General features: G+C 70.7%; 27 protein-coding genes and 1 tRNA gene. 15 read left to right on the forward strand and 13 right to left on the reverse strand.

The genetic code is table 11. The features are described from left to right. Positions 1 to 93 precede the first annotated feature (93 nt). Positions 94 to 1,926 (forward strand): NHL domain-containing thioredoxin family protein, encoded by a 1,833-nt coding sequence (locus ABTW72_RS05910; protein ID WP_350854823.1) that lies wholly within the window; start codon positions 94 to 96, stop codon positions 1,924 to 1,926. 23 nt (positions 1,927 to 1,949) lie between these two features. Here the strand turns inward: ABTW72_RS05910 and ABTW72_RS05915 are convergent, their stop codons facing one another. Genes ABTW72_RS05915 through ABTW72_RS05925 form a run of 3 tightly spaced genes read right to left on the reverse strand, consistent with a single transcriptional unit; the run spans position 1,950 to position 4,274 of the window. Beyond that, on the reverse strand, positions 1,950 to 2,699 hold the full coding sequence (locus ABTW72_RS05915) for a LamB/YcsF family protein (RefSeq protein ID WP_350854826.1): 750 nt from the start codon (positions 2,697 to 2,699) through the stop codon (positions 1,950 to 1,952). Then, positions 2,683 to 3,645, reverse strand: coding sequence for a 5-oxoprolinase subunit C family protein (locus tag ABTW72_RS05920; RefSeq protein WP_502892169.1), 963 nt, complete (start codon positions 3,643 to 3,645; stop codon positions 2,683 to 2,685). Before ABTW72_RS05920 ends, ABTW72_RS05915 begins: the two co-directional genes overlap by 17 nt. Next, on the reverse strand, positions 3,543 to 4,274 hold the full coding sequence (locus tag ABTW72_RS05925; protein WP_350854831.1) for a 5-oxoprolinase subunit B family protein: 732 nt from the start codon (positions 4,272 to 4,274) through the stop codon (positions 3,543 to 3,545). The genes ABTW72_RS05920 and ABTW72_RS05925 overlap by 103 nt, the downstream gene beginning before the upstream one ends. Positions 4,275 to 4,381: 107 nt before the next feature. On the opposite strand from ABTW72_RS05925, the gene trhA reads away from it, so the two are divergent. Further along, positions 4,382 to 5,059 carry a PAQR family membrane homeostasis protein TrhA gene (gene trhA, locus ABTW72_RS05930; protein WP_350854832.1) on the forward strand — a complete coding sequence of 226 codons (678 nt, stop codon included), beginning with the start codon at positions 4,382 to 4,384 and terminating at the stop codon, positions 5,057 to 5,059. 411 nt (positions 5,060 to 5,470) lie between these two features. Here the strand turns inward: trhA and ABTW72_RS05935 are convergent, their stop codons facing one another. Then, entirely contained in the window at positions 5,471 to 5,758 is a 288-nt protein-coding gene (locus ABTW72_RS05935; protein ID WP_350854835.1) for a DUF6458 family protein, read from the reverse strand. A 112-nt stretch (positions 5,759 to 5,870) separates the two neighbouring features. Here ABTW72_RS05935 and ABTW72_RS05940 point away from each other — a divergent pair, with 112 nt between their 5' ends. Next, positions 5,871 to 6,410, forward strand: coding sequence for a SixA phosphatase family protein (locus ABTW72_RS05940; protein WP_350854838.1), 540 nt, complete (start codon positions 5,871 to 5,873; stop codon positions 6,408 to 6,410). Positions 6,411 to 6,458: 48 nt separating this feature from the next. Here ABTW72_RS05940 and ABTW72_RS05945 read toward each other — a convergent pair whose 3' ends face one another. The 4 genes from ABTW72_RS05945 to ABTW72_RS05960 form a co-directional block, all read right to left on the reverse strand. Then, positions 6,459 to 6,728, reverse strand: coding sequence for a DUF6458 family protein (locus ABTW72_RS05945; protein WP_030487564.1), 270 nt, complete (start codon positions 6,726 to 6,728; stop codon positions 6,459 to 6,461). A gap of 200 nt (positions 6,729 to 6,928) precedes the next feature. Then, entirely contained in the window at positions 6,929 to 8,785 is a 1,857-nt protein-coding gene (locus ABTW72_RS05950) for an acyl-CoA dehydrogenase (protein WP_350854841.1), read from the reverse strand. A gap of 129 nt (positions 8,786 to 8,914) precedes the next feature. Beyond that, positions 8,915 to 10,039, reverse strand: a complete 1,125-nt coding sequence (locus ABTW72_RS05955; RefSeq protein ID WP_350855434.1) for a PP2C family protein-serine/threonine phosphatase — start codon at positions 10,037 to 10,039, stop codon at positions 8,915 to 8,917. A gap of 104 nt (positions 10,040 to 10,143) precedes the next feature. Next, positions 10,144 to 10,782 carry a septal ring lytic transglycosylase RlpA family protein gene (locus ABTW72_RS05960; protein ID WP_350854844.1) on the reverse strand — a complete coding sequence of 213 codons (639 nt, stop codon included), beginning with the start codon at positions 10,780 to 10,782 and terminating at the stop codon, positions 10,144 to 10,146. Between the two features lie 187 nt (positions 10,783 to 10,969). Between ABTW72_RS05960 and ABTW72_RS05965 the strand changes: the two genes are divergently transcribed. Genes ABTW72_RS05965 through ABTW72_RS05975 form a run of 3 tightly spaced genes read left to right on the forward strand, consistent with a single transcriptional unit; the run spans position 10,970 to position 13,089 of the window. Continuing rightward, the gene (locus tag ABTW72_RS05965; protein WP_350854847.1) at positions 10,970 to 11,521 is read left to right on the forward strand and encodes a phosphoribosyltransferase family protein; all 552 of its coding nucleotides are present in this window, start codon (positions 10,970 to 10,972) and stop codon (positions 11,519 to 11,521) included. Between the two features lie 33 nt (positions 11,522 to 11,554). After that, a complete protein-coding gene (locus tag ABTW72_RS05970; protein ID WP_350854850.1) occupies positions 11,555 to 12,601 on the forward strand; it encodes a questin oxidase family protein in 1,047 nt (348 codons plus the stop codon). 56 nt (positions 12,602 to 12,657) lie between these two features. Beyond that, complete coding sequence (locus ABTW72_RS05975) at positions 12,658 to 13,089, forward strand: ASCH domain-containing protein (RefSeq protein WP_112700111.1); 432 nt, start codon at positions 12,658 to 12,660, stop codon at positions 13,087 to 13,089. A 32-nt stretch (positions 13,090 to 13,121) separates the two neighbouring features. On the opposite strand, the gene ABTW72_RS05980 is transcribed toward ABTW72_RS05975, so the two are convergent. Then, the gene (locus ABTW72_RS05980; RefSeq protein WP_350854853.1) at positions 13,122 to 14,030 is read right to left on the reverse strand and encodes an LLM class flavin-dependent oxidoreductase; all 909 of its coding nucleotides are present in this window, start codon (positions 14,028 to 14,030) and stop codon (positions 13,122 to 13,124) included. 21 nt (positions 14,031 to 14,051) lie between these two features. Between ABTW72_RS05980 and ABTW72_RS05985 the strand changes: the two genes are divergently transcribed. The 4 genes from ABTW72_RS05985 to ABTW72_RS06000 all read left to right on the forward strand — a co-directional run bounded on the left by ABTW72_RS05985 (position 14,052) and on the right by ABTW72_RS06000 (position 16,508). Then, complete coding sequence (locus ABTW72_RS05985; protein ID WP_350854856.1) at positions 14,052 to 14,546, forward strand: GNAT family N-acetyltransferase; 495 nt, start codon at positions 14,052 to 14,054, stop codon at positions 14,544 to 14,546. Between the two features lie 74 nt (positions 14,547 to 14,620). Then, positions 14,621 to 15,049: a hypothetical protein gene (locus tag ABTW72_RS05990; protein WP_350854859.1), complete on the forward strand. Its 429-nt coding sequence runs from the start codon at positions 14,621 to 14,623 to the stop codon at positions 15,047 to 15,049. Between the two features lie 77 nt (positions 15,050 to 15,126). Further along, positions 15,127 to 15,831, forward strand: coding sequence for a dihydrofolate reductase family protein (locus tag ABTW72_RS05995; RefSeq protein WP_350854862.1), 705 nt, complete (start codon positions 15,127 to 15,129; stop codon positions 15,829 to 15,831). A 32-nt stretch (positions 15,832 to 15,863) separates the two neighbouring features. Beyond that, entirely contained in the window at positions 15,864 to 16,508 is a 645-nt protein-coding gene (locus tag ABTW72_RS06000) for a dihydrofolate reductase family protein (protein ID WP_350854864.1), read from the forward strand. 25 nt (positions 16,509 to 16,533) lie between these two features. On the opposite strand, the gene ABTW72_RS06005 is transcribed toward ABTW72_RS06000, so the two are convergent. Continuing rightward, positions 16,534 to 16,875: a VOC family protein gene (locus tag ABTW72_RS06005; RefSeq protein WP_238669724.1), complete on the reverse strand. Its 342-nt coding sequence runs from the start codon at positions 16,873 to 16,875 to the stop codon at positions 16,534 to 16,536. Positions 16,876 to 17,040: 165 nt separating this feature from the next. Between ABTW72_RS06005 and ABTW72_RS06010 the strand changes: the two genes are divergently transcribed. Next, entirely contained in the window at positions 17,041 to 17,985 is a 945-nt protein-coding gene (locus ABTW72_RS06010; protein WP_350854867.1) for an ATP-binding cassette domain-containing protein, read from the forward strand. Next, entirely contained in the window at positions 17,982 to 18,731 is a 750-nt protein-coding gene (locus ABTW72_RS06015; protein WP_350854870.1) for an ABC transporter permease, read from the forward strand. The genes ABTW72_RS06010 and ABTW72_RS06015 overlap by 4 nt, the downstream gene beginning before the upstream one ends. On the opposite strand, the gene ABTW72_RS06020 is transcribed toward ABTW72_RS06015, so the two are convergent. Further along, complete coding sequence (locus ABTW72_RS06020) at positions 18,715 to 21,852, reverse strand: ATP-binding protein (RefSeq protein ID WP_350854873.1); 3,138 nt, start codon at positions 21,850 to 21,852, stop codon at positions 18,715 to 18,717. The genes ABTW72_RS06015 and ABTW72_RS06020 overlap by 17 nt on opposite strands. A 208-nt stretch (positions 21,853 to 22,060) precedes the next feature. On the opposite strand from ABTW72_RS06020, the gene ABTW72_RS06025 reads away from it, so the two are divergent. Together ABTW72_RS06025 and ABTW72_RS06030 are read left to right on the forward strand one after the other, a co-directional pair. Beyond that, positions 22,061 to 22,999 carry an LD-carboxypeptidase gene (locus tag ABTW72_RS06025; protein ID WP_350854876.1) on the forward strand — a complete coding sequence of 313 codons (939 nt, stop codon included), beginning with the start codon at positions 22,061 to 22,063 and terminating at the stop codon, positions 22,997 to 22,999. A gap of 13 nt (positions 23,000 to 23,012) precedes the next feature. Continuing rightward, positions 23,013 to 23,582, forward strand: a complete 570-nt coding sequence (locus tag ABTW72_RS06030) for a 2'-5' RNA ligase family protein (RefSeq protein WP_350854879.1) — start codon at positions 23,013 to 23,015, stop codon at positions 23,580 to 23,582. Between the two features lie 317 nt (positions 23,583 to 23,899). Here the strand turns inward: ABTW72_RS06030 and ABTW72_RS06035 are convergent. Then, positions 23,900 to 23,973 (reverse strand) — tRNA-Gly (locus tag ABTW72_RS06035). Positions 23,974 to 24,204: 231 nt separating this feature from the next. After that, entirely contained in the window at positions 24,205 to 24,762 is a 558-nt protein-coding gene (locus ABTW72_RS06040; RefSeq protein ID WP_350854882.1) for a pyridoxamine 5'-phosphate oxidase family protein, read from the reverse strand. Between the two features lie 99 nt (positions 24,763 to 24,861). Here ABTW72_RS06040 and dcd point away from each other — a divergent pair, with 99 nt between their 5' ends. After that, positions 24,862 to 25,440, forward strand: coding sequence for a dCTP deaminase (gene dcd / locus ABTW72_RS06045; RefSeq protein ID WP_030332009.1), 579 nt, complete (start codon positions 24,862 to 24,864; stop codon positions 25,438 to 25,440). The last annotated feature ends 48 nt before the right edge of the window (positions 25,441 to 25,488 follow it).

Raw genomic sequence — 25,488 nt, forward strand, 5'->3', positions numbered from 1 at the left:
CAACCGTGACCCCGCCGTCGTCGTACCCGCAGGTGGTACCGAATCTCGCCCCCTCCGGCCGGACGCGGGCCGATGGTCAGGCACGATGGGTGCATGAGCGCACGAGTACGGGCTCCCGAACTGCGCGGTCGGGGCTGGCTGAACACCGGTGGACGCGACCTCAAGCTCGCCGACCTTCGCGGCAAGATCGTCATTGCGGATTTCTGGACGTTCTGCTGTATCAACTGCCTGCACGTGCTCGATGAGCTGCGCCCGCTGGAGGAGAAGTACGGCGACGTGCTCGTCGTGATCGGCGTGCACTCGCCGAAGTTCGAGCACGAGAAGGACGCCGACGCGCTCGCCGCCGCGGTGGAGCGGTACGGGGTGCACCACCCCGTACTCGACGATCCTGAGCTGGACATGTGGCAGCAGTACGCGGCCCGGGCCTGGCCGACCCTGTCGGTGATCGACCCCGAGGGTTACGTGGTGGCCACCATGGCCGGCGAGGGGCACGCCGAGGGGCTGGCCCGACTGATCGACGAGTTGATCGCCACCCACGAGGCCAAGGGCACCCTGCACCGGGGGAACGGCCCGTACGTCCCGCCGCCGGCACCGGAGACCGCGCTGCGCTTCCCGGGTAAGGCGGTGCTGCTGCCGAACGGCAACCTGCTGGTCTCGGACTCGGCCCGGCACTCCCTGGTCGAGATCGACCCGGACGGCGAGACGCCGGTGCGTCGGATCGGCTCGGGCGAGCGCGGCCGGGCGGACGGACCGGCCGCCGCGGCGACGTTCTCCGAGCCGCAGGGGGTGTGTCTGCTGCCCACGCACGTCGCCGAGGTGGCCGGTTACGACCTGGTGGTGGCCGACACGGTCAACCACCTGCTGCGCGGCGTACGGCTGGAGTCCGGCGAGGTGGTCACCGTGGCCGGCAGTGGGCGGCAGTGGCGCGCCGAGGTCGACGACCACGCCCACGACGCGTTCGCCGTGGACCTCTCCTCCCCGTGGGACCTGGCCTGGTACGACGACAAGCTGATCGTCGCGATGGCCGGCATCCACCAGCTCTGGTGGTTCGACCCGATCAAGCGGACCGCCGGCATGTACGCCGGCACCACAGTGGAGGCGTTGCGCGACGGTCCGGCGGCCGAGGCGTGGATGGCCCAGCCGTCGGGGCTCTCCACCTCCGCCGACGGCACCCGGCTCTGGGTGGCCGACAGCGAGTCCAGCGCCGTCCGGTACGTCGAGAACGGTGTGCTGGGCACCGCCGTCGGGCAGGGCCTGTTCGACTTCGGGCACGTGGACGGTCCGGCGGAGTCGGCGCTGCTCCAGCACCCGCTCGGCGTGTGCGCGCTGCCGGACGGCTCGGTGCTGATCGCGGACACGTACAACGGCGCGGTACGCCGCTTCGACCCGGCCAGCAACCAGGTCTCCACCGTCGCGGACGGGCTGGCGGAGCCGAGCGACCTGGTGCTCACCCCGTCCGGTGAGGTGCTGGTGGTGGAGTCCGCCGCGCACCGGTTGACCCGGCTCGCCCCCGGTGCCCTGTCGGCGGCGGGTGCCAGCACGGTGGACGGGCCTCGGCACCGCACCGAGCGCAAGCCGACCGACCTCGCCGCCGGCGAGGTCACCCTGGAGATCGTCTTCACCCCGGCGCCGGGGCAGAAGCTTGACGAGACATACGGGCCGTCGACCCGGCTGGTGGTCTCCGCGTCCCCGCCGGAGCTGCTGGTGGACGGTGCCGGCACGGGCACCGAACTGTCCCGCCGGCTGGTGCTCAACGGCGAGGTTACCGCGGGGGTGCTTCAGGTGACCGCGCAGGCGGCGACCTGTGACGCGGACGTCGAGCACGCGGCGTGCCACCTGACCCGGCAGGACTGGGGCGTACCGGTCCGGGTGGTGGACGGCGGCGTGACCCGGCTGCCGCTGGTGCTTCGCGGCCTGGACGCCTGACGTGGCCGGCTGGGCCCCTCCGGTCAGGCGAAGGGGGCCAGTGTGATGTCGGCGTCGATCAGGGTGGCGCGGACGAGTTCGGCGGCGGAGACCGCGCCCGGGGTGTCGCCGTGCACGCAGATCGAGTCGACCGAGCAGGGGATGACGGTGCCGTCGACCGCCACCACGCTGCGTTCGGTGGCCATCCGCGCCGCCCGTTCGGCGACCTGCTCGGGGTCGGTGATCACCGCGCCCGGGGTGCCGCGCGGCACCAGCGCCCCGTTGGGCAGGTAGGCGCGGTCGGCGAACGCCTCGGCAACCACCGGCAGGCCCGCGCCCACGGCGAGTTGAGCGAGCGTCGAGCCGGGAAGGCAGAGTACGGGCATCTCGGGGTCGTAACCGCTCACGGCGGCGACCACCGCCGCCGCCTGGGACTCGTCGGTGCTGGCCGCGTGGTAGAGCGCGCCGTGCGGCTTGAGGTAGCGGACCCGGGTGCGGAACAACCGGCAGAACGCGTCCAGCGCCCCCAACTGGTAGGTCACCTCGTCGCGTAGCTCGGCGAAGTCGTACGCGATGTGCCGCCGGCCGAAGCCGGCCAGGTCCCGGTAGCCGACCTGCGCGCCCACCGCGACCCCACGGCGCGCGGCGCCCTCGCAGACCCGCCGCATGGTGGACGGGTCGCCGCCGTGGAAGCCGCAGGCGACGTTGGCGGAGGTGACGAGGCCCAGCAGCGCCTCGTCGTCGCCGAGTCGCCAGATGCCGAATCCCTCGCCCAGGTCAGCGTTGAGGTCCATGGAATCTGACGGTAGTACCTGGCCGGGCCTGCGCGAGCGGGGTCACGTCGGTGACCACCCCGATGACGGGGTATCCACCGGTGGTCGGATGGTCCGCGAGGAAGATCAGGGGTTGTCCGTCCGCCGGCACCTGCACCGCGCCGAGCACGATGCCCTCGCTGGGGAGTTCGCCGGCCACCGCGCGGGGCAGCGCCGCGCCGGCGAGCCGCGCGCCGACCCGGTTGCTCACCGGGCTGATGGTGTACGCGCTGCCGAAGAGCCGGTCGAACGCGGTCGGCGTGAACCAGTCCTCGCGAGGACCGGGGCCCAACGTCAGGTGCAGCTCTTCAGGCGGCGTGGGGCACACGGTCAGGTCCACCGGCGCGGGGGTGCCGACCGGATCACCGAGCGGCAACAGGTCACCGTCCCGCAGCCGGGGCGGGCCGAGCCCGGAGAGGGTGTCGGTGGCCCGGCTACCGAGCACCGGTGACACGTCGATGCCGCCCGCCACCGCCAGCCAACTCCGTACGCCCCGTCGGGCGGGACCGATCCGCAGCACCGTCCCGGCCGGCACGGTGAGCGGGCGCCCGGTGTCACCGGGTCGAGCACCCGCCTGGACGGGGACCTCGGCTCCGGTGACCGCCACCGTGGCGGCCCGGGTCAACCGCAGGGTGCAGCCGGTCAGGGTGATCTCCAGGCCAGCCGCGTGCTCCGGATTGCCGACCAGTCGATTGGCCAACCGCAGGGCACCCGGGTCGAGGGCGCCGGACCGGGGTACGCCCAGGTGTGCCCAGCCGGGCCGGCCCAGGTCCTGCACTGTGGTGAGCGCACCGGCGCGGAGCACCTCGATGGTGGCCGGGTGGGTCACGCCACCACCATCCGGACCGTGGTGCCCGGACCGAGTCGGGCCGGCGGGTCGGTGGCCACGTCGAACAGCACCAGGTCGGTCCGACCGACCAGCAACCAGCCGCCCGGGGAAGCGCCCGGGTAGATGCCGGCGTACGGGCCGGCCAACGCGACCGAGCCGGCCGGCACCCGGGGACGGGGCGTGGGCAGCCGGGGCAGCGCCAACTCGGCGGGCAGCCCGGTCAGGTAGGGGAATCCGGGAGCAAAGCCGCAGAAGGCGACCCGGAACCGGGTGCGGGTCAACCGGTGCCGCACTGCCGGCACGTCCACGCCCCAGTGCTCCGCCACGGCCGGCAGGTCCGTCCCGTCGAAGGTGACCGGTACGACGACGTCCGCCGCGTCGTCGGCCCTGTCCCCGGCCCTGTCCTCGGCTGTGGCGTCGTGGTCTTGGGCATGGGCTTTGGCGTCGGTCCGGTGCGGGCGGGTGATCGCGGCGGTGACGGCGGACGTCCATCGGGTCAGCTGCTCGGCCGTGGCGGTCGGGTCGGGCAGGCCGTCGAGCAGCACGGTCCGGGCCGCCGGCACGATCTCCACGGCGATCAGGTCGCCCTGCTCCCGACGCCGCCACAGCTCGGCCCGCCACGCTTCGACAAACGCCGTCTCCGGGATGTCGGCCACGGCTTCGGGGGTGTCGGCGGGGGCGGTGCAGTCGAGTAGCAGGGCGTGCGCCCCGACGGGTCGGATCCGCATCCGCTCATCCTCGCCGATGTCGAGTCGATCCGGTGTTCACGGTGACGGTGCCGGGTGTCACCAACGCCACTACTGAAAAGTAACCTACGGTGCCGTAACCTGAGTGGGTGACCACCTCCGCCCCGCTTCGCCTGAAGCCGGTCGACATCGGTAAGCCCCGGATGCGCGGCTGGCTGCACACGTACGCCTTCTTCGTCGCCGTGGTTTGCGGCATCGTGCTCTGCTCGATCGCCGCCACCCGCCCGGGGTGGGCACCCCTGGTGAGCTGCCTCATCTACAGCCTGACGGTCTGCGGGCTCTTCGGCACGAGCGCGTTGTACCACCGTCGCGTGTGGTCAGAGCGCGGCTACCAGGTGATGCGCCGGATGGACCACTCGATGATCTTCGTGTTCATCGCCGGCACGTACACACCGCTCTGCGCGATGCTGCTCGCGCTCCGGCCGGCCACCGTGATGCTGGCCCTGGTCTGGGGCGGCGCCCTGGCCGGCGTGGCGGTCAAGGTGATCTGGCCGCACGCGCCGCGCTGGGTGTCCGCGCCGCTCTACCTGGCGCTGGGCTGGGTGGCGGTGGCCATGCTGCCGGAGATCCTGCACGGGGGCGGCGTCGCAGCGCTGGTGCTGCTGGTCGTCGGCGGCGCTATCTACAGCGTCGGCGCGGTCTTCTACGCGTTGCGCCGACCCAATCCGTGGCCGACCGTCTTCGGCCACCACGAGTTCTTCCACGCCTGCACGCTGCTCGCCGCGCTCTGTCATCACATCGCGATCTACTTCGCGCTGTTCGCCTGACCCGACCGGCCCGGTCGTAGGGCGCGGCACGAAACGGCCACGGCGCAGGCACGGCCCGAACCGCCACGACCCAGGCGGCCCGGCGAACCACCCCGGCGCGAACCCACCCCGGCGCGAACCCACCCCGGCGCGAACCCACCCCGGCGCGAACGCAGCCCGGCGCAAACGCAGCCCGGCCTCCTGGTCCCGGCAACGCCACTCGGCGAGAACGCCACGACTACATCCATGATCGTGCTCGATCATTGATGTAGTGGCCTCGCTCGCACCCGAAAGCCCTACTTCCTGGATCGAGCACGATCTTCGGCCGGTCACCGCTCTGGGATCGGGACCCGAACCTCAAGACACGAGCGGGGCGCAGACGCGAGCCGGGGCCCCGCGACGCTGCGGGACCCCGGAGTGTGCGGGCGAGGATCAGACCGGTCGGCCCGGCCGACGCACCTCGCGGTACTCCTGCACGACCTGGTTGTCCTGGACCGGCACGACCCGGTCGGCCACCACGCGCTCCTCGCGTACCGGCGCGGCCACCACCGGGCGGCGGCGGCTGTTCCAGAAGTAGAGGGTGGCGAGCAGGCCGGCGACGCCGGCGAGCATCAGCACCCAGCCGACCACGGCCAGGTCCAGCCAGCCCAGGTCGGCCTCCACTGCGAACGCGAAGATCGCGCCTAATGCGATCAAGAAGATGCTGCCACCAATGCCCATGTCTCGCTCCTCGGCTCTAACCTGGCGTACGTCGCGCCGCGGCCGTCGGTAGGGGTGCGGCATCCATCGACTTACCCAGGCACGGAGATCGCCAATCGGGCAAGCTGGGTGCATGACGGACGTCGACCCCGACACACGGACACTGGTGTTGCTGCGGCACGCGAAGGCCGAGCAGGGCAGCGACGCGGCGGACGACGCGGAGCGGCCGCTGAGCGCACGCGGGAACGCCGACGCGGCTGCGGCTGGGGCCTGGTTGGCGCACCATGGGCTGCTGCCCGACGTGGTGATCTGCTCGACCGCCCGACGCACGCGGCAGACCTGGCATCAGGTGGCGATGGGGATGACCGGTTCACCGCCGGAGGGTGGCCCGACCGGCCCTCGCCCGACCGTCCGTTATGAGCCGGGTGCGTACGACGCGCATCCCGAAGAGTTGTTGTCGCTGGTCCGCACGGTGGACCCGACGGCCCGAACGGCGTTGCTCATTGCCCACAATCCGGGCATCTCGCTGCTCTCCGCGCTCCTCGATCCCGAGGGAGTGGACGCCGAGGGTTTGCGCACCGCCGAGCTGGCGGTGCACCGCTGCCCGCCCAGCTGGATGGAGTTGAGCAGGGCCGGAGCGCCGCTCACGGCTCGGCACACCGCACGCGACTGAGCCACCCGCCGGTCCGACGGGTGGCTCAGGGGTACGCGTGTGCGGGGATCAGGACGGCGGCGCGGTTGGTGGCGGCGGGTCCGGCGGTGGCGGCATCATCGCCGTCGGATGAGACAGCCGGTTCTCCTCCACGATGAGGGTCCGAGCCCGCTTGCGCCGGTCCTGCCAGAACCAGACCGTGGTCAGTAGTACGGCCAGCCCGGCCAGGATGAACACCCAGCCGACCGCGCGTACGTCGATCCACCAGACGTTGGCTCTCAGCGCGAAGGTCAGGATCGCGCCGATCGCGATGAGAAAAATGCCGCTTCCTACACCCATGTGCGCTGCACTCCCCCGTGCGGTGGCTCTGGGCGTTCCCTTTCGAGGTCACGCGACGGTTACCCGCCACGCCAGCGGCATACCCGACCGGGCTCGGCCAATACGTGCCGCCGCCCGGGTGAGACGGCGACGGCCGGCGGGGCAGAAGCCCCACCGGCCGTCGCGATGCCGGGTGGTGCGACCCGGAACCGTCAAACCTGTCAGAAGGCCTCCTCCGGGAGGTCCATGATGTCGAGGTCGGCACCCTCGATGATCCGCCGGTCGGCACCGATGCGGGGCAGCACCTCACGGGCGAAGAAGCGGGCGGCGGCCACCTTGCCGGTGTAGAACGCCTTGTCGCTGGCGGAGACCTCGCCGGTCAGCGCCTTCAGCGCCACCTCGGCCTGCCGCTGCAGCAGCCAGCCGACCACCAGGTCGCCGATCGCCAGCAGGAACCGCCGGCTGCTCAGCCCGACCTTGTAGAGGGCGCGGGTGTCGCCGCCCTGCGCCTCGCCCAGCCAGCCGGTCATCACACCGAGGATGTTCTGCACCTCGCCGAGCGCCTTGCCGAGCGCCTGCCGCTCTTCCTTGAGCTGGCCGTTGCCCGCCTCGGAGGAGATGAACTCCTGGATCTCGCCGGCGACCGCCATGAGGGCCTTGCCGTTGTCCCGAACGATCTTGCGGAAGATCAGGTCCAGGCTCTGGATGGCGGTGGTGCCCTCGTACAGGGTGTCGATCTTGGCATCCCGGACGTACTGCTCCAGCGGGTAGTCCTGGAGGAAGCCGGAGCCGCCGAAGGTCTGCAGGGCCTCGTGCCCGAGCATCTCGTACGCCCGCTCCGAACCGACGCCCTTGACCAGCGGCAGCAGCAGGTCATTGACCCGCTTGGCCAGCTTGGTGGCCCTCTCGTCGCCGGCCGCCTCGGCGATGGCGACCTTGTCCTGCCAGGTGGCGGTGTAGAGAACCAGGGCACGCAGGCCCTCGGCGTACGACTTCTGCAGCAGCAGCGAGCGGCGCACGTCCGGGTGGTGGGTGATGGTGACCCGCGGCGCGGTCTTGTCCGCCTGCTGGATCAGGTCGGCGCCCTGCACCCGGTTCTTCGCGTACTCCAGGGCGTTGAGGTAGCCGGTGGAGAGGGTGGCGATGGCCTTGGTGCCGACCAGCATCCGGGCGTATTCAATGATCATGAACATCTGCCGGATGCCGTCGTGCTTGTCGCCCAGCAGCCAGCCCTTGGCCGGTACGCCGTGCTCGCCGAAGGTCAGCTCGCAGGTGTTGGAGACCTTCAGGCCCATCTTGTGCTCGACGTTGGTGGTGTAGACGCCGTTGCGCTCACCCAGCTCGCCGGTGGTCTCGTCGAAGTGGAACTTCGGCACCACGAAGAGCGACAGGCCCTTGGTGCCGGGGCCACCGACGCCCTCCACGCCCACCGGGCGGGCCAGCACGTAGTGCACGATGTTGTCGCTGAGGTCGTGCTCACCCGAGGTGATGAAGCGCTTGACGCCCTCGATGTGCCAGGTGCCGTCCGCCTGCTGGATGGCGCGGGTGCGGCCGGCGCCAACGTCCGAGCCGGCGTCCGGCTCGGTGAGCACCATCGTGGAGCCCCACTGCTTGTCGATGAAGAGCTTGGCCCACTTCTTCTGCCGCTCGGTGCCCTCGACGTGCAGCACGTGTGCGAAGGACGGACCGGACGCGTACATCCAGATCGGGGCGTTCGAGCCGAGCACCAGCTCGGCGAGGGCCCACCAGAGGGCGCGCGGCGCGTTGGTGCCGCCAAGGTGCGGTGGCAGGTCCAGGCGCCAGAACTCGGAGTCCATGAATGCCTGGTAGGACTTCTTGAACGACGCCGGGAGCGGCGCGGTGTGCGTCGCCGGGTCGAACACCGGCGGGTTGCGGTCGCTGTCCGTGTAGCTGGCGGCCAGGTCCTCGCGAGCGAGGCGATCAAGCTCGGAGAGGAAACTGCGGGCGGTGTCGGCGTCGAGTTCGGAGTACGGTTCCTGGCCGAACGCCTGGTCCGCCCCGAAGACCTCGAACAGGTTGAACTCAAGGTCCCGCAGGTTGCTCTTGTAGTGGGTCATGCTCGCTGGCCCCGCTTCCGGACAGGTGTTACCGATCAGTAACCCCGACTGTATTACTCGCGGGTAGGCAGCGACAAGCGGATCACCCAAGTGACGGCGATTACACACCTGCGGGCGCGGTCGGCCGGCTCAGCTCTCGGCGGCGCCGACCTCCCAGCTCGGGACCGCGACGGCCGCGCCGGTACGGGCACCGACGTACTCCATCAGGACCAGCGCGATGTCGTCGTCGAGCCGACCGTGCACCCACTCGACCAGGGCGGTCTCCAGCGATGCCAGCCCGTCGGCGACCGTGCCGTGGCCGAGCAGTCGCCAGGCCCGGTCCGCGGTGGGGAAGAATTCGCCGTCCCGTCGCGCCTCGCCGAGACCGTCGGTGAACAGCAGCAGCCGGTCCCCGGGCTCCAGGCGTTCGACCCGGGGGCGAACCACCGGCATGAACCCGAGCGGAGGCGCCGGGGCCGGCGGTTCCAGCGGGATCACCGCACCCCGGCGTAGCAGCAGCGGTGGCGGATGCCCGCAGTTGACGATCGTGAGGGTGCCACCACGCTCCTCGACCAGCGCCGCCGTGACGAAGTCCTCGTCGCCGACGTTGCGGGCCACCGCGCGGTCCAGGTCGGCGACGACGGCCCGCAGGTCGGCACGCTCGTACGCCACGTGCCGGTAGGAACCGAGGACGATGCTGGCCAGCCGGACCGCGTCCAGGCCCTTGCCTCGCACGTCTCCGATGATCATGCGGACGCCGTAGGGCGTGTCGATCGCCTCGTACAGGTCGCCGCCGATCTCGGCCGTCGCCGTGGAGGAGATGTAGCGTCCCGCGACCGACAGCGTGCCGACCTGCGGCCCGAGCGGGCGCAACACCGCCTGCTGGGCCACCGAGGCGAGCTTGGTCAACTCCACGATCCGCTCGGCCTGCCGCTGGCGAACCCACGCCACCGCCACGGCCATCCCGGTGACGAGCGCGACCGCGACGACGTCGACCGAGGTGACCAACGAGACCTTCGGCGCGACCAGCGCGAAGCCGATGCCGATCACTGTCGCCGCGACGCCCACCCCCAGGACCACCAGCCAGGACGCCAGGGCGGCGGCGAGAACCGGCGCGGCCGCCAGGAGTGCGACGTAGTGCACCTTGCGGCCGTCCGCCGCCTCCACCGCCGACACGATCGCGAGCAGAACGAGGGCCGCGCCGAGGCCGGCGCGGGATCCGGGGCTCAGCGGGCGACGGCCCGACTGGAGGAGTCGCGTGGGTACGAGGGACAGTTTGCCTGATCCACGTGAACCGGTGAATGAACCTGACCCGTCGTCCGAGGAGGTTCTGTCCGGCCGGCCCAGTCGTCCAGCCGAATCGACGTCGCCGGTCCCGCTCAGCCGAGAACCTCGTAGCGGACGGTGAGCGCGCCCACGTCGACCGAGGCGATGCTGGCGAAGGCGGCCCGGGAGAGGTCCAGGCAGCGACCGTCGATGAACGGGCCGCGGTCGTTGATCCGCACCGTCACCGACTTGCCGTTGGCCGGGTTGGTCACCCGGACCTTGGTGTTGAACGGCAGTGTCTTGTGCGCAGCGGTCAGCGCGTTGGGGTTGAACGACTCGCCGTTGGCGGTGAGCTGCCCGTCGGAGTAGAACGAGGCGCCGCACGAACCGCTCTCCAGCACCTTCGCCGCGGCCGTGGTCTTCTTGACGGTCGGCTTCGGCTTCGGCTTCGGCGACGAGGTGCGCTCCTTGCCCCGGGAGGCGGCCTGCTGCGACCGGGTCGCCGACGGGCTGGCGGTCACGCTGGGCGAGGCGCTGACGCTCGGGGTGACGGCCGGGGAGCTGGGGGTGAGGCTGCTCGCGGCGGTGGTCGGGGTGAGGTCGAGAGCTACCTGCCCGGACTGGTCGGAGCCGGAGACCAACTGCACGGCGCTTACCGTGCCTCCGACGGCGAGGGCGACGCCGACCGCCGCGGTGGCCACGATGCCCGCCGGGGAGGAGAAGATGCGGGTACGGGAGTGCTTGCCTGCCACCGGCCCGGTCCTTTCGTCGTCTGAACAAACCGGGTCGGACCGTAACGAGAGAAGCACTTCCGAAGTCAACGTGATCATGGTGGTATGCCCGTATTTACCCAGATACGTGTAGCCGATCATCCGACCCGGGGTGGGCCGGGTGGCCCGGGTGCCGCCACGCCCGCCGCCCGTGCCGCAGGATGAGCGGATGCCCGCCGATCTGACCGAACGCCTGGCCGCCCTTTTCCAGTGGATCGACCCCGGCCCGGGCACCAGCCACCTGGTCAGCGACATCTCCGGTTGGTGGCGGGACCCGGCGGTGCTGGCCGAGCTGGGGCCGGCCCTGGTGGCGCCGCACCGGGCCGCCCGGCCCACTGTGGTGCTCGCGCCGGCCGTCACCGGGCTGCTGCTCGGGCCGTTGGCCGCCACCGCCCTCGGGGTCGGCTTCGTGGCCGCCCACAAGCCCGGTGACGGGCGGCTGCCGGCCGGGCCACTCACCTGGGCGCAGAGCCCACCGGACTACCGGGGCCGACGGGTGGACCTCGCCGTACGGGACCGACACCTCGGCCCCGACGACCGGGTGCTGGTGGTGGACGACTGGGTGCGTACCGGCGCGCAGCTACGCGCCCTCTACGACATCTGCGCCGCGCGGGGCGCAGAGGTGCTGGGCACCGCAGTGGTGGCCGTGGACTGCCCGCCCGAGGTCGCGGCCGACCTACGGATCACCGGCCTGATCGGCGCCGCGGATCTGCCCTCTTGACCTGAAGCGAGGTTCAGCACCGACGATCGGCGGATGAGCGACGGAGTTCTCGACGAGGCGTACGAGCGGCTGCACCGCACCGGTCCCGAATATCAGGGCTGGCTGTCCAACCACGGGCCGATGGCCGTCGAGGCGTTGGTCCGACACGGGCACCCGCACCGGGTACACCGTTGGCTCGACGACTACCTCGGCCGCCTCGACGAGTTGCCCCGAGGGCTGCACCCGATCGACGACTGGCGGTCGGCGCTGGGCGATCCGAAGCGCGCCGGCGACTGGCTCGCCTACTTCGACCGGCAACTGCGCGAACACCCGTGGCGTGCGGTGCTCGGCACCTGGTGGCCCCGGCTGCTGCCCGGCATCGCCGCCGGTGCCACGCACGGTGTGATCCGGGTCGGGCACGCCGTACGCGCGCTCGACCCGGACGACGGGAACCGACAGCGGCTCACCGAGTTGGGCCAGGCACTCGGCTACTGGGCGGCCCGCTGGCAGTCGATCCCCGGCACCGACCGGCTGCTCACCGGCGAAACGGACCAGCCGGGCACCGACGACATCGACGTGGCGGCCGCGCTGGCCGGGCTGCCCCGGATCGACGACCAGACCGGCGGCGTCCGGGATCGGCTGGAGCAGTTGCCGGGCGTACCCCGATGGGAGCCGGCACTCGCGACGCTGCGCCCCGTGCGGAGCCCGGCCGAGGCGGAGCGCGGGCTCACCACGCTGGTGCACCGGGCCGCCCTGGACTACCTGCGCTTCGGACACGCCGCGCCGGTCATGCTGGTGCACGCGGTCACCGCGCCGACCGCCGTGCTGCGTACCCTGCCGGCACTGGACCGGGGTCTGTGGGCACCGAGCTTCGCCGCGGCCTGGGCCGCGACGGCGGCCATGACCTCCGTGTACGCCCCGGCCAACGGCATCGCGCCACCGACAGTGACCCCCGCCACGCCGGCGGAGGTCTTCGCCCGCGCGGCCCGTCACGGCGACGAGCACGTGGTCAAGCTGGCAGACGCGATCCTCGACGCGTACGCGACCAGCCCTGACGAGCGGCTCCTCACCGCACCCGGCTACGCCGGCCAACTGATCTGAGCGGGCGACGGGTATTGCGGCGGCGGCCCGGGCCGCCCTGGCCTAGCCTCGGCAGGATGTGGCCTCGGATCGGTGAACTGCGCGCCCTCGCCCTCGGCACCCCCGGTGAGTTGCGGTCAACCCTCAACACCCTGGTGCTGGCCGGTGTGAAGACGGCGACGGCCGGCCGGCTCGCCGAGTACGCGGAAGAAGGCGAGGAGTTGGAGCACGTCGGCGAACGCCTGGCCCTGGTCGACGACGACAACGCACTGGCCGGCGTCGTGGAGATCACCGGAGTCGAGGTGGTCCGCTTCGCCGACGTGCCCTGGGACTTCGCCCACGCCGAGGGCGAGGGCGACCGCTCGATCGAGGAGTGGCGGGCCGGGCACTCGACCTACTGGGCGCGGCTCGGCACGCCGGTCGACGGCGACACCCCGATCGTCTGCCTGCGCTTTCGCCTGGTTTCCGGCGGCGAGGGCGGCGTGGCCAGCGGCGACCTCGGCACCTGACCGGCCGCCCCAGCCGGCTCGGTGCGGCGGCCTCAGCCGCGTAGTTGGGGCAGCAACCGCGTCGCCACGTCCACCAGGATCGCCTCGTCACCGGCGTACCAACTGCTGGCGCGCGGCCAGTGCGTCACCACGTCGGTGAAGCCCAGCTCGGCGGCGCGGCCGACCTGATCGGCGAAGAACTGTGCGCTGCTGAGCGAGAAGACCGGCGCCGCGTCCAGCGAGAGGTAGCGGTCCAGGCTGGCCGGGTCGCGGCCGGCCTCGTCCAGGGTCCGGTCCATTCGCGCGGACAGCGCCGACACGCTGGCCCACCAGCCCGCCAGGTCGTTGTCGTCACCGGTGCCGGTGGTCACCCAGCCCTGCCCGAAGCGGGCCACCAACCGCATCGACCGTGGCCCGTTGGCGGCCACCACGAACGGCACCCGAGGTTGCTGCACGCAGCCGGGGTTGTTGCGGGCATCCACCGCGGCGAACCAGTCGCCACGCCAGGTGGTGCCGTCCTCCCGCAGGATCAGGTCCAACAACTCGGTGAACTCGGCGAACCGGTCGACCCGCTGACGCGGCGGCAGCGTCTCACCACCCAGCACCGCCGAGTCGAAGCCGATGCCACCCGCTCCCAGGCCGAGCAGCAGGCGGCCGGCGGAAACGTCGTCCACGGTGGTGATCTGCCGGGCGAACGCGGCCGGGTGCCGGAAGTTCGGCGACGCCACGAGGGTGCCCAGTCGAACCCGCGAGGTCACCGTGGCGGCCGCGGTCAGCGTGGCCATCGAATCGAACCACGGGCCGTCGACCAGGTCACGCCAACCCAGGTGGTCGTACGTCCAGGCGTGGTCGAAACCCCACTCGTCGACCTGCCGCCAGCGACGCTGCGACTCCGCCCACCGCTGGTCCGGCAGGATCACGATGCCAATCCGCATGATCGCCACCCTAGTCGGGCCGGACATCCGCGCCCTAGCATCACATTCATGCAGGGGACCGGGCCAGCCGTGCGAGCGGCAAGCCTTGCTGACGTGCCGGCGCTGGTGGCGCTGCGCCTGGCGAACGCCGAAGCGCACCTCGCACTCGACCCCGACGTCTACCGCCTGCCGCGGCGCACTGCGGTCATCGCGCACTTCACCGCCGTCCTCAGCGACGCGACCTGCCGGGACGCGGTTCTTGTCGCGGAGCAGGACGGGCAGGTGGTCGGGATGGTCGAGGTGCTGCGCCAGCCCGAACCGCCCGCACACCAGATCCTTCGCCCCGAGCCCTCGGCGCAGATCCACACTGTGGTGCTCGGCGAGGCCCGGGGCAGCGGGGTCGGCTCCGCACTGCTCGTCGCGGCGAACCGATGGGCGGCCGAGCACGGGCTCTCCTACCTGTCGGCCGGTATCCACCACCGGAATGCGAGCGCGGTGCGCTTCTACCGCCGGCACGGCTACGCACCCTCCGGCACCTCGTGGGTCAGGCGATCCGCCGGTTAGGGCGAGCGTCCGGGACACCTTCGCCGACCGGAAGTCGTAGATCCACCGTTGCGGCCAGCCCGTACCCTCCGGGGATGCCCGCCGAAGGACCTGCTGCCCGTGTATCCCCGGATCGCGGGGCGCGTCGGGTCCGCGTGGTCCGCACTGTGGCGTTGCTGGTCGGGGTGGTCGTTCCATCCCTGATTCTCCGCGAGCTGATCGAGGCCTGGTTCGGTAGCGGACCGCTCGCCGATTTCAGCGCGGTCGCGGTGCCGATGACGGCGACCGCGTGGCTGGCGCCGTACGCCTCCTATCGGCGACGCGACGCCCTGCTCTGGCTGGTCGGCCCGGGCATCTACGTCTTCGCGGTGATCGCCTGGCGGGTGACCCTCGCGCCCTACCGGGACTGGAGCCCCCGCCCGGAGGAGAGGGCCCGGATGCGCTGGTCACGCGACCCGGAACACGCCGGGACCTGGTACCTGACCGAGCCTGTGAGTGGCACAGGTCACACTTCTTCCCGGTAGGGACACCGCGATCGGCTCCGACCCCTCGGGGAGCGGCACCCAGGCGGGGTGCCGCCCGAGGAGAGGACCAGGGCGCGATGACGAAGGTGACCGCACAACTGTCGGTGTCCGTGGACGGCTTCTACGCCGGCCCGCAGTTCGACGGGAACGGCAACTGGATGGACTCGGCGGAGAGTGCGAAATTCTTCCGGGTCACCCGGTGGGCGACCGAGGCGGCGGCCTGGCGCGAACGGCAGGGCTTCGCCGGCGGGGAGCAGGACACCAACTCCGAGGTGATCGCCGAGTCGTTCGGGGCGGCCGGCGCGTACGTCATGGGACGCCGGATGGCCGACGGGGGTGAGATCCCCTGGGGTGAGGAGCCGCCGTTTCGCGCGCCGGTCTTCGTCGTCACCCACCGCCCCCGCCAGCGGCTGGTGAAGGGCGGGGGCACCAGTTTCACCTACGTCACCGATGGCGTGGCCAGCGCCGTCGAGCAGGCGCGCGCCGTGGCCGGCGGCAAGGACGTCGCGGTGGCCGGAGGCGGCAGCCTGGTGCGGCAGGTTCTCAAAGCCGGCCTGCTCGACGAGTTGGAGCTGCACGTCGTACCGGTCGTGCTCGGCACCGGCCTGCGGCTCTTCGACGCGGACCTCGACCTGGGCGACCGGGAGGGGATCGAGCTGACGCCGACCCGCGTCCTTGCCACCCCACAGGTGACCCACATCCGGTACGCGGTGAGCGGTCGCGCCCCGCTCGTGCTCGACGACCGGGGCAGCGGAGGCGGCCCGACGGTGACCGCGAGCTGAATCACGGCCCATCGAAGGAAGGAGGAGACACCATGGCGCAACTGTTGCGGGTGCAGTGCTTCAACGTTTCACGCGACGGGTTCGGGACCGGAGAGGGCCAGAGCCTGGAACGGCCCTTCGGTCACGCGGACCCCACCCCACTGTTCTCCTGGCGCGCCGCCACCGCCAGCTTCGTGTACCGCACCGAACCGGGCGGCACCCGTGGTCTGGACGACTACCTGACCCGCGACGCCGAGTGCAACATCGGCGCGGAGATCATGGGTCGCAACAAGTTCGGCCCCCAGCGTGGTCCCTGGGAGGACCACGAGTGGCAGGGCTGGTGGGGGGACAGCCCGCCGTTCCACACGCCGGTCTTCGTGCTCACCCACCACGTGCGCCCGTCGTTCAGCCTGTCCGACACCACGTTCCACTTCCGCGATGTCAGCCCGGCCGAGGCACTGGCCGAGGCGAAGCAGGCAGCCGACGGTCGGGACGTACGCCTCGGCGGTGGGGTAGCCACCATCCGCGAGTTCATCGAGGCCGACCTGGTCGACACGATGCACATCGCCGTCGCGCCCGTCGACCTTCACCGGGGCGAGCGGTTGTGGGACAGCCCTGACGAACTGCTCGACCGCTTCCACCTCGAGTCGGTGCCCAGCCCCAGCGGAGTCACCCATCTGCTGTTCTGGAGGCGATGAGCGCCCTCCTTTCCGGCACTGTCGTCTAGAGCCGGGCCAGCACCAGCAACCGGTTGCCGTCGGGGTCGGTGACCCGGGCGGACCGCTCACCCCAGGGCTGGTCGACCGGCTCCTCGGTGACTGTCGCCCCACCCGTGCGCAGCGCGCCCACTGCTGCATCGCAGTCGTCGGCGTAGACGCACAACTCCCAGCGGTGCGAGTCGGCCGGCCCGCCAGCCTCCGGGTTGGCGGCCAGGCCGAGCTCGCTGCTGCCCAGTCGCAGAGCGACGAACTCCGGGGCACCCTCGTCCGGGAACCGGTAGGTCAGCTCGAAGCCGACCACGTCCCGGTAGAACGCGATCAGTCGTGGCAGGTCGGGTGTCGTCACGATCGGAAAGGCTTCGGTGAACACGGACCACCTCCAAGCCGGACCCTAGTCGGTGCCGAGGTCCGACTGGAACTACCACGGGGCGCGACAAGGGGGAACACGGTGTCAGTGGCCGTGTCAGAGCCATGACAGGGGGGTGACAGCCCAGCCGCCGATGGTAGGTGCATGACGAGTTCAGCGATTGCAGTCTCCGGGCTGCGGAAGGCCTACAAGGACAAGGTCGTGCTCGATGGCATCGACCTGGATGTCCGTGCGGGCACGATCTTCTCCCTGCTCGGTCCGAACGGGGCGGGTAAGACGACGACGGTGAACGTGCTGACCACGTTGGTGAAGGCCGACGGTGGGACCGTACGCATCGCGGGGCACGACGCCGCCACCCAGGCCAAGGCGGTGCGCGCGGCGATCGGCGTCACCGGTCAGTTCGCGGCGGTGGACGAGCTGCTGACCGGCCGAGAGAACCTGCAGCTGATGGTGGATCTCAGTCAGGTTCCCGGCAAGGACGGCCGGCGGGTCGTCGCGGAGCTGCTGGAGCGGTTCGATCTGGTGGAGTCGGCGCACAAGCCGGTGTCGACCTATTCCGGTGGTATGCGCCGCAAGTTGGATCTGGCGATGACGCTCGTCGGCGACCCTCGGATCATCTTCCTCGACGAGCCGACGACGGGCCTGGATCCACGTAGCCGCCGCACGATGTGGTCGATCATCCGTGATCTGGTGGCCGACGGCGTGACGATCTTCCTCACCACCCAGTATCTGGAGGAGGCTGATCAGCTCGCCGACCGGATCGCCGTACTCGACCAGGGGCGTCTGGTCGCCCAGGGCACGCCCGACGAGCTCAAACGCCAGATCCCCGGCACTCACGTCCGGCTGCGGTTCACCACCGTCGCCGAACTCGACGCGGCCGCCCGGGTGCTCACCGACGCCACCCGGGACGACGAGGCACTGACGCTGCGGGTTCCCAGCGATGGCGACACGGCCTCGCTGCGGGCCCTGCTCGACCGGCTCGACGAGTACGCGATCAGCGCCGAAGGGTTCTCCGTGCAGACGCCGGACCTCGACGACGTCTTCCTCGCCCTGACGGGCAGCCGCACCCAGGAGGTTTCCGCGAAATGAGCACCAGGTCCCACTCGATCGTCATGTTGCGTCGCAACTTCAAGCACATCGCCCGAAACCCGACCTCGGTGTTCAACGCGGTCCTGATGCCCATCGTGATCATGTTGATGTTCGTCTACATGTTCGGCGACGCCTTCAACGTCGGTGTCGACTACATCGACTACGCGACTCCCGGACTGATGCTGCTGGCGGTCTGTTACGGGCTGGGAGCCACCGCGACCGCGGTGAACTCCGACATGACGAAGGGCATCATCAACCGGTTCAAAGTCATGCACGTCTCCCGCGGTGCCGTGCTGACCGGTCACGTCGTCGCCAGCGTGCTGACCAACCTGGTCGCCATCGCGGCCCTTGTCGGGGTGGCCTTCCTGCTCGGATTCAGCCCGTCGGCGAGCCTCCTCGGCTGGCTCGGCGCGCTCGGCATCATCGTGCTGCTCGGCTTCGCCGCCGGCTGGCTCACGGTCGCCCTGGGTCTTTCGGCGAAGTCTCCGGAAACGGCGGGTCTGGCCTCCGTACCGCTGGTCATGCTGCCGTTCTTCAGCAGCGCGATCGTGCCGGCGGACAAGATGGGGCCCGGGCTGCGGGAGTTCGCGGAATACCAGCCCTTCACGCCGATCATCGAAACTCTGCGCGGGTTCCTCAACGGGACACCGTCCAGCGGTGACGTGATCCCCGCCCTCGCCTGGTGCGTCGGCATCGCTCTCGTCGGCTACCTGTGGGCACGTTCCACGTTCACGAAGCGAGCGTGACAGCGACCAACCGGTTCCAGTCCGTCCGACTGCCTTCTCGCGCCGCCTCTGCGAAGCTCACTTCGCCGAGGCGGCGCCGTACTTCCTGCTCGATCCGGGCCACATCCGGCTGCGAATGATCCTGCCGTCCGCGCACAGCGCTGCTGGCCGCGAGCAACCGGGCGGCGTGCTCGTACTGGTCACGGCGCAGGGCCAGGTCCGCGACGCCGACGAGTACCCGCGCGATCGAGGGTGCGTGCCCGGTCTCGGCTGCCGCCTCGCAGGCCGAAGAGTGGTGTCTGCGTGCCTCACCGAGATCGTCCGCGACATACCCGAGCAGGTCGTGCGTCACCACGCGGATGTGCGCCTGCTTCGCCTCGTCGCGCAGCAGGGTCGTCGCGACACCGACCTGCCGGGCCACCTCCTCGGCATCGCCACTCCAGCGAGCGAGTTCCGCCTGTGACAGAGCCAGCACGGCCAGCGCACCCGGCCACGTGACCCGCTCCGCGCATCGTCGCGCCTCGGCCATGGCAGCCGCGCCGGACTCCTCATCGCCAAGCAACCAGTACAGCTGAGCCTGCCGGGACCGCATCCGGATGATGTCCTCGACGGTGCCGACCTCGGTGACGACCGCGGTCGCCTCTTCGTAGAGCTCGCACGCACCGGCGAACTCACCGCGTACGGCAATCAGCTCCGCCAGCTCGGTCAGGGCGAATGAGATCCCGAACCGTTCGCCGAGTGCCCGGAACTCGGCGAGCGCCGCCACGAGATACTCGTCCACCTCCGGACCGTCCTGGCCGAAAATGATCCGCATCTTGCCGAGTTGCAACCGGGCCAGTGCGCGTACCCAGGGATCCTCGTCGTTCAGCAGCGGTTCCCATGCGGGCAGGATCGCGTCCGGGGCTCGCAACATGCGTTCCAGCGGGACGACGAGCGCCATCCCCGGGTGGCCCCCGTTACTGCGCTGGCTGAACTCGTACGCCTTGTGGATCCACTCCGCCGCCTGGTGCTCGTCGCCCGGCCCCGAGTTGATGAAGAGCACGACGAGCGCGTACACCGTGGCCCGGATCTCGTCGCCGACCTCACCAGGCGTCTCGGTGGCCGCCGTGATCAACTCCATGCCTTCGGTCCGGTGGCCACCGAGCCACCAGTACCAGCCGGCACCCGCAGCCAGCCGCATGGACGCGTGCGCTTCACCGGCAGCGAGGGCACCGCGCATCGCGGAACCGATGTTGTCGTGCTCGACTTCGAGAATGGCGAGCCACTTCACCTGGTCCGCGCGGCGAAGCTGCGGCTCCGCGGTCTCGGTGAGTTCGGTGAAGTACGCCAGGTGCGCATGCCGCGCGAGGTCCGATTCCCCCGCCTCGGCGAGGCGGTGCGCGGCGTACTCCTTGATCGTGCCGAGCATCCTGTAACGCGGGGCTTCGCCGCCCTCGGCGACCAACAGCGACTTCTCGGCCAGCGCTGTGACCAACTCGAGCACGTCCTCCTGCTCGACCTCGTCGCCGGCGCAGACCCGCTCGGCCGCTTCCAGACTCACCCCGCCCGAGAACACCGAGAGCCGGCGCAGGACCGTCCGCTCGGCGTCGGTCAGCAGCTCCCAACTCCAGTCGACCACCGCGCGCAGCGTTCGGTGCCGGGGCAACGCGGTACGGCTGCCGCCGGTCAGCAGGCGGAACCGATCGTCGAGCCGCCTGGCGAGCTGGTCGATGGACATGGTGCGCAACCTGGCGGCGGCCAGTTCGATCGCCAGCGGCATCCCGTCCAGCGCCCGACAGATCCGCGCCATCGTCGACAACGTGGAGGTGTCGACCGCCAGATCCCTCCGCACCGCGCCCGCCCGGTCCCGGAGCAGCCGGACAGCGGGAGAGGTTTCGATCTCGCACGGGTCGGCGTCGACGTCCGGCAGGGCCAGTGGCGCGACCGGCCAGAGCGCCTCACCGGTGATGCCGAGCGGTTCCCTGCTCGTCGCGAGGATCCGCAGTCGCCGACACTCCCCGAGCAGCCGGTCAGCGAGCATTGCCGCCGACTCGATCACGTGCTCGCAGTTGTCCAGGATCAGCAATGCCTCCCGCTCGCGGATCGCGGCGACGAGCCGGTCGACCAACTCCATGCTCGGGGGCTCGCCGAGCAGAGCGTCCCGAAGTCCGAGCCCCGTGAGCGTCGCCTGCACCACGTCGCCGTCCGCGCCGATCGCGGCGAACTCGACCAGCCAGGCGCCGTCCGGCAGGTCGTCGAGCATTCTGCGCGCGGTCTCCGTGGCCAATCGGGTCTTCCCGGAGCCACCCGGCCCGATCAGGGTCGTGAGCCGGTGTTCGGCGACGAGCGCGCCGACCTGGGCAACCGCCTCGTCCTTGCCGATGAAGCTGCTCAATTCGGCACGAAGGTTGGTCTGCCGGTTCTCCTCGCGCCGTCGCACCTCGCCCCGCAGGAGCGCGACGTGCAACGCCGACAGTTCCGGCGAGGGATCGACGCCCAGCGCGTCGGCCAGGGCCGCACTCGTCCGCTGATACACGAGCAGCGCCTCGTTGTCTCGGCCGCTCGCGGCGAGGGCCCGCATCAACGCGAGAACCAACCGTTCCTGCACCGGGTGCTCGGCCACCAGATCGGTCAGCTCCGCGACCAACTCCGGACCGTGGCCGAGGCTGACCTCCACGTCGAAGCGATCCTCCAGGGCGGTCAGGCGCAGCCTGTCGAATCGGGTGACCGCCGCATCGAGCGCCGTGCTGCCGACCAGACCGACGTCCTGCATCGCCGCCCCGCGCCACAGGTCGAGGGCCTCGCGCAAACGCCGTACCCGCTGCGGGCCCTCGTCATCGCGAGCCAGGCCGACGAGGCGTTCGAACCGTACGGCGTCGACGACGTCGGGTTCGACCATCAACCGGTAGCCGTCCGTCTGTCCCTCGATCGACCCCTCCGGCAGCGCCTTGCGTAGCCGGGAAACCAGGCGGTGCAGGGCGTTCGCCGCGTCAGTTGGCGGGTGTTCGCCCCAGATCCAGTCGACGAGGATCCCCTTCGGGACCACGTGACCCGGGCTGAGCGCGAGGGCGGTCAACAGCCCGCGCAGCCGCGCACCCGGCACGTCGATGACGGTGCCGACGTCCGTGCGAACCTCGAATGGACCAAGCATCGCGACCTGCACCTGGCAGATCTTGCCACGAACGTGAGAAGCATCCGGTTCTCCTGGAACCCGTACGAAATGAGATGCGTACGGGCTCGCGCACCTGTTGGATCTCGACATGGTGCATGAGCTTGTTCGTCCTCGGAAGGCACGCCCGGGAGACCGCCTCGCGGTCCTCTCACCGTCCTTCGCTGCGGCCGGTGCCTATCCCGGGATCCACGAGCAGGCCATGCGACGGCTTGCCGACCTGACCGGCCTCGTCCCGGTTGAATATCCCACCACCCGCCAGGTGGGCGCGAGCGCGGCAGCGCGGGCGGCGGACATCAACGCCGCCTTCGCGGACCCCCAGGTACGCGGCATTCTCGCCGTCATTGGCGGCGACGACCAGATCACTGTCATCCCCCACCTGGACGCCGACCTGGCCCGAGCCGACCCGAAGCCGTTCCTCGGCACCAGCGACAACACCAATCTGCACCACTGGCTCTGGGGCCTCGGCATCGCCAGCTTCTACGGCGGATCCTCCCAGGTGCACCTCGGCCCCGGGCCTGCCGTCGACGACATCCACGTCCGCTCGCTGCGAGCGGCGTTACTCACCGGGGAGCGGCTGGAGATCACCGACCCGGGTGAGTCCGAGGACATCGGCATCGACTGGGCAGATCCGCAGGCGTTGAAGTCGTTTGGGGAGCGCGAGCCGACGGAGCCGTGGAGTTGGCACGGGCCGTCCCGCGCAGTCACCGGCCCCACCTGGGGTGGCTGCCTGGAAGTCATCCAGTGGATCCTGACAGCGGGACGCTTCCCGTTTCCCCCGGAGGTCCTGCAGGGCGGGGTGCTGATCATCGAGACGTCGGAGGAGCTTCTCCCCGCCCGCGAGGTCGGCTGGATCGTCCGATCGCTGGGTGAGCGCGGTCTTCTCAGCGCCGTCGACGCGGTCCTGGTCGCCCGTCCGCCGGTCTCCGACCACACCCGTCGACCCCCGGCCGCGGATCGGGCACGGCTCCGCGAGCAGCAGCGCGACACGGTCGTCGACGTGGTGACCCGTTACAACCCCGAGGCGGTCGTCTGCGTCGGCATCCCGTTCGGTCACACCAGACCACAGTGGATCCTTCCCCACGGTGGCCCGGTCACCGTGGACGGCGTGGAGCGTCGAGTCTTCGCCGACTACCAGTAGGAGGCCGCAGGGCATGGAACCGACACAGACCGCGCTCATCGTGCCGATACCCGAGGCTGAGGAGGCGGTGGGCCGGTTCCGGGCATCGCTGGACCGAGCCGCCGGGTGGGGCGTGCCAGCGCACGTGACAGTGCTCTACCCGTTCCTGCCTCCGCAGCAGATCGACGAGCATGCCTTGGCCGTGCTGCGTGACACCATCGCCGAGATACCACGGTTCGACGTCGCACTGACGCACGTCGACTGGTTCGGTGACACGGTCGTCTGGCTTGCTCCGCAGCCAGATCGGCCCTTCCGCGACCTCACCGAGGCGGTGTGGCAACGGTTTCCCGATGCACCCCCGTACGCGGGGGCGCACAGCGAGGTGGTGCCGCACCTGACCATCGGTCACGACGCCGCCAAGCCCGTGCTGAGCCACGCCGCGGAAACCATCTCCGCGCACCTGCCGATCAACGCGGCCATCGACACGGTCCGACTCATCGCCGGAACACCTGACGTAAGCCCCTGGCGCACCGTCGGTGAGTTCCCGCTGGGCGCCCGACCACCAACGGCGGCGGGTACGGGGCTCCAGGCGGTTTCGGCATGACCTCCACGCACGGCCGGTGGCCGGATTTCCCCGGAACGCCCGCCCTACAGGACCGGTAAGCAGCCAGGCCGAACGCAGCAGTGCATCGGAGCGCGCCGCGACGAACTCGGCGAAGCCTTCCGGTGGCGCCAGTTCCCGAGGTCGTTGCATGGTGTGTGTACCTCCCACCACTTGAACGCTCTGGGAGGTAGGCGAGGTTAACGCAGGAACGGCCGGGGTTGAGGGGCCTTCAGGGCCTTGTCGGCCGCGAGCGCTGCTGGCCGCAACAGCATCGAAGGCCCTGGCGGGGACTCTCGTCCTGGCCAGGGCCTTCGTGGTGGAGCGGGTGACGGGAATCGAACCCGCACTGTCAGCTTGGGAAGCTGATGTTCTGCCATTGAACTACACCCGCAAGCGGCACCACTGTACCCGAGTCGTCGAGCCCGTGCACCCAGGTCCCCCGCCGACCGCTGCCGTCCGCGTACCGCTCCGCCCGGGTCGACCCCGGGTTGATCCACTCGGCTTTCTGGAAGTCGGGGCATCCGGAGCGTTGGGACACCGCGATTTCATTGAAAGCTAGGTGATCATGCGGGTGCCGGCTCCGTTACGACGGAGCCGGCACCGATGAACCTTCCGGTTGTGGTCAGGCGGCCGTGCACTGGACGTCACGGCTGAGGCGGGTCGGGCGCGCCTGCGGGACGGCGAGGGGCACGGCCCCCGCCGACGGGGCGTTTGGGTCGAGCCAGACCCGAACGGCCGGTCGACCCGGCGCGAGGCCCGGAATGCCCGCGATGTGCTGCTCGCGGCGGGTGAGCATGGCCACGTCGACGGTGAACTCGAAGAGCCTCCAGTCGACCTGCGGCTCGGCCCGGGCGCTGTGCGCCAACTGCGCCACGAGGACCGGATCGGTCACCGGACGGGCGTGCCCCGCCACGTACGCCTCGTCGTCGCTCTCCTCCGCGGGGAAGGAGTGCAACGCGTAACGGCCGTCACGTTCGAGGTCGCGGCGCTTGGGCGAGTCGATGATGAAGCAGAACAGCCCCTCGGCGGTGATGACCGGGGAGACCGGATGGACGCGGGGCCCGCCGTCGGCACGGACCGTGGCCAGATAGCCGAAGCCCGGCCCGTATTGCTGGAGGAGAACGCGGATCCCGTCGGCGAGTCGGGGCTCGTCGGCGGCGAATTCGGACCAGGAAGCCATGTGGGCATTCTATCGAACAAATGTACGAGCAGCGACCTCGACGCGCTGGTCACCGGCACCGAATCCGGCCACTTTCGGCAACGCGGCTATGGTGGTCCGATGCTGCTCTCCGACCGCGACCTGGTCTCCGAGATCAAGGCCGGCACGCTGGGCCTGGAGCCGTTCGAGCCCACTCTGGTCCAACCGTCCAGCATCGACGTCCGACTCGACCGGCTGTTCCGGGTCTTCAACAACCACCTCTACACCCACATCGATCCCGCCATGCAGCAGGACGACCTGACCTCGGCCGTCGAGGTCCCCGACGGCGAGCCGTTCGTGCTGCACCCGGGGGAGTTCGTGCTCGCCTCGACACTGGAGGTCATCTCGCTGGGTGACCAGCTCGCCGGCCGACTGGAGGGCAAGAGCTCCCTGGGCCGGCTCGGGCTGCTCACGCATTCCACCGCCGGTTTCATCGACCCGGGCTTCTCCGGTCACGTGACGCTGGAACTCTCGAACGTGGCGAACCTGCCGATCACCCTGTGGCCGGGCATGAAGATCGGGCAGCTCTGCATCTTCCGGCTCTCCTCGCCGGCCGAGCACCCGTACGGCTCGGTGGTCTACGGCTCGCGCTACCAGGGCCAGCGGGGGCCGACACCCAGCCGCGCCTGGCAGCACTGGCGCACCTGGCCCACCCGCTGAGCTTCAGCCGCCAGGACCGAGACGACGAGGGCCCGCCGCGAGGTGATC

It is taken from the genome of Micromonospora sp. NPDC127501 (genome assembly GCF_040302185.1).
GTDB lineage: Bacteria > Actinomycetota > Actinomycetes > Mycobacteriales > Micromonosporaceae > Micromonospora.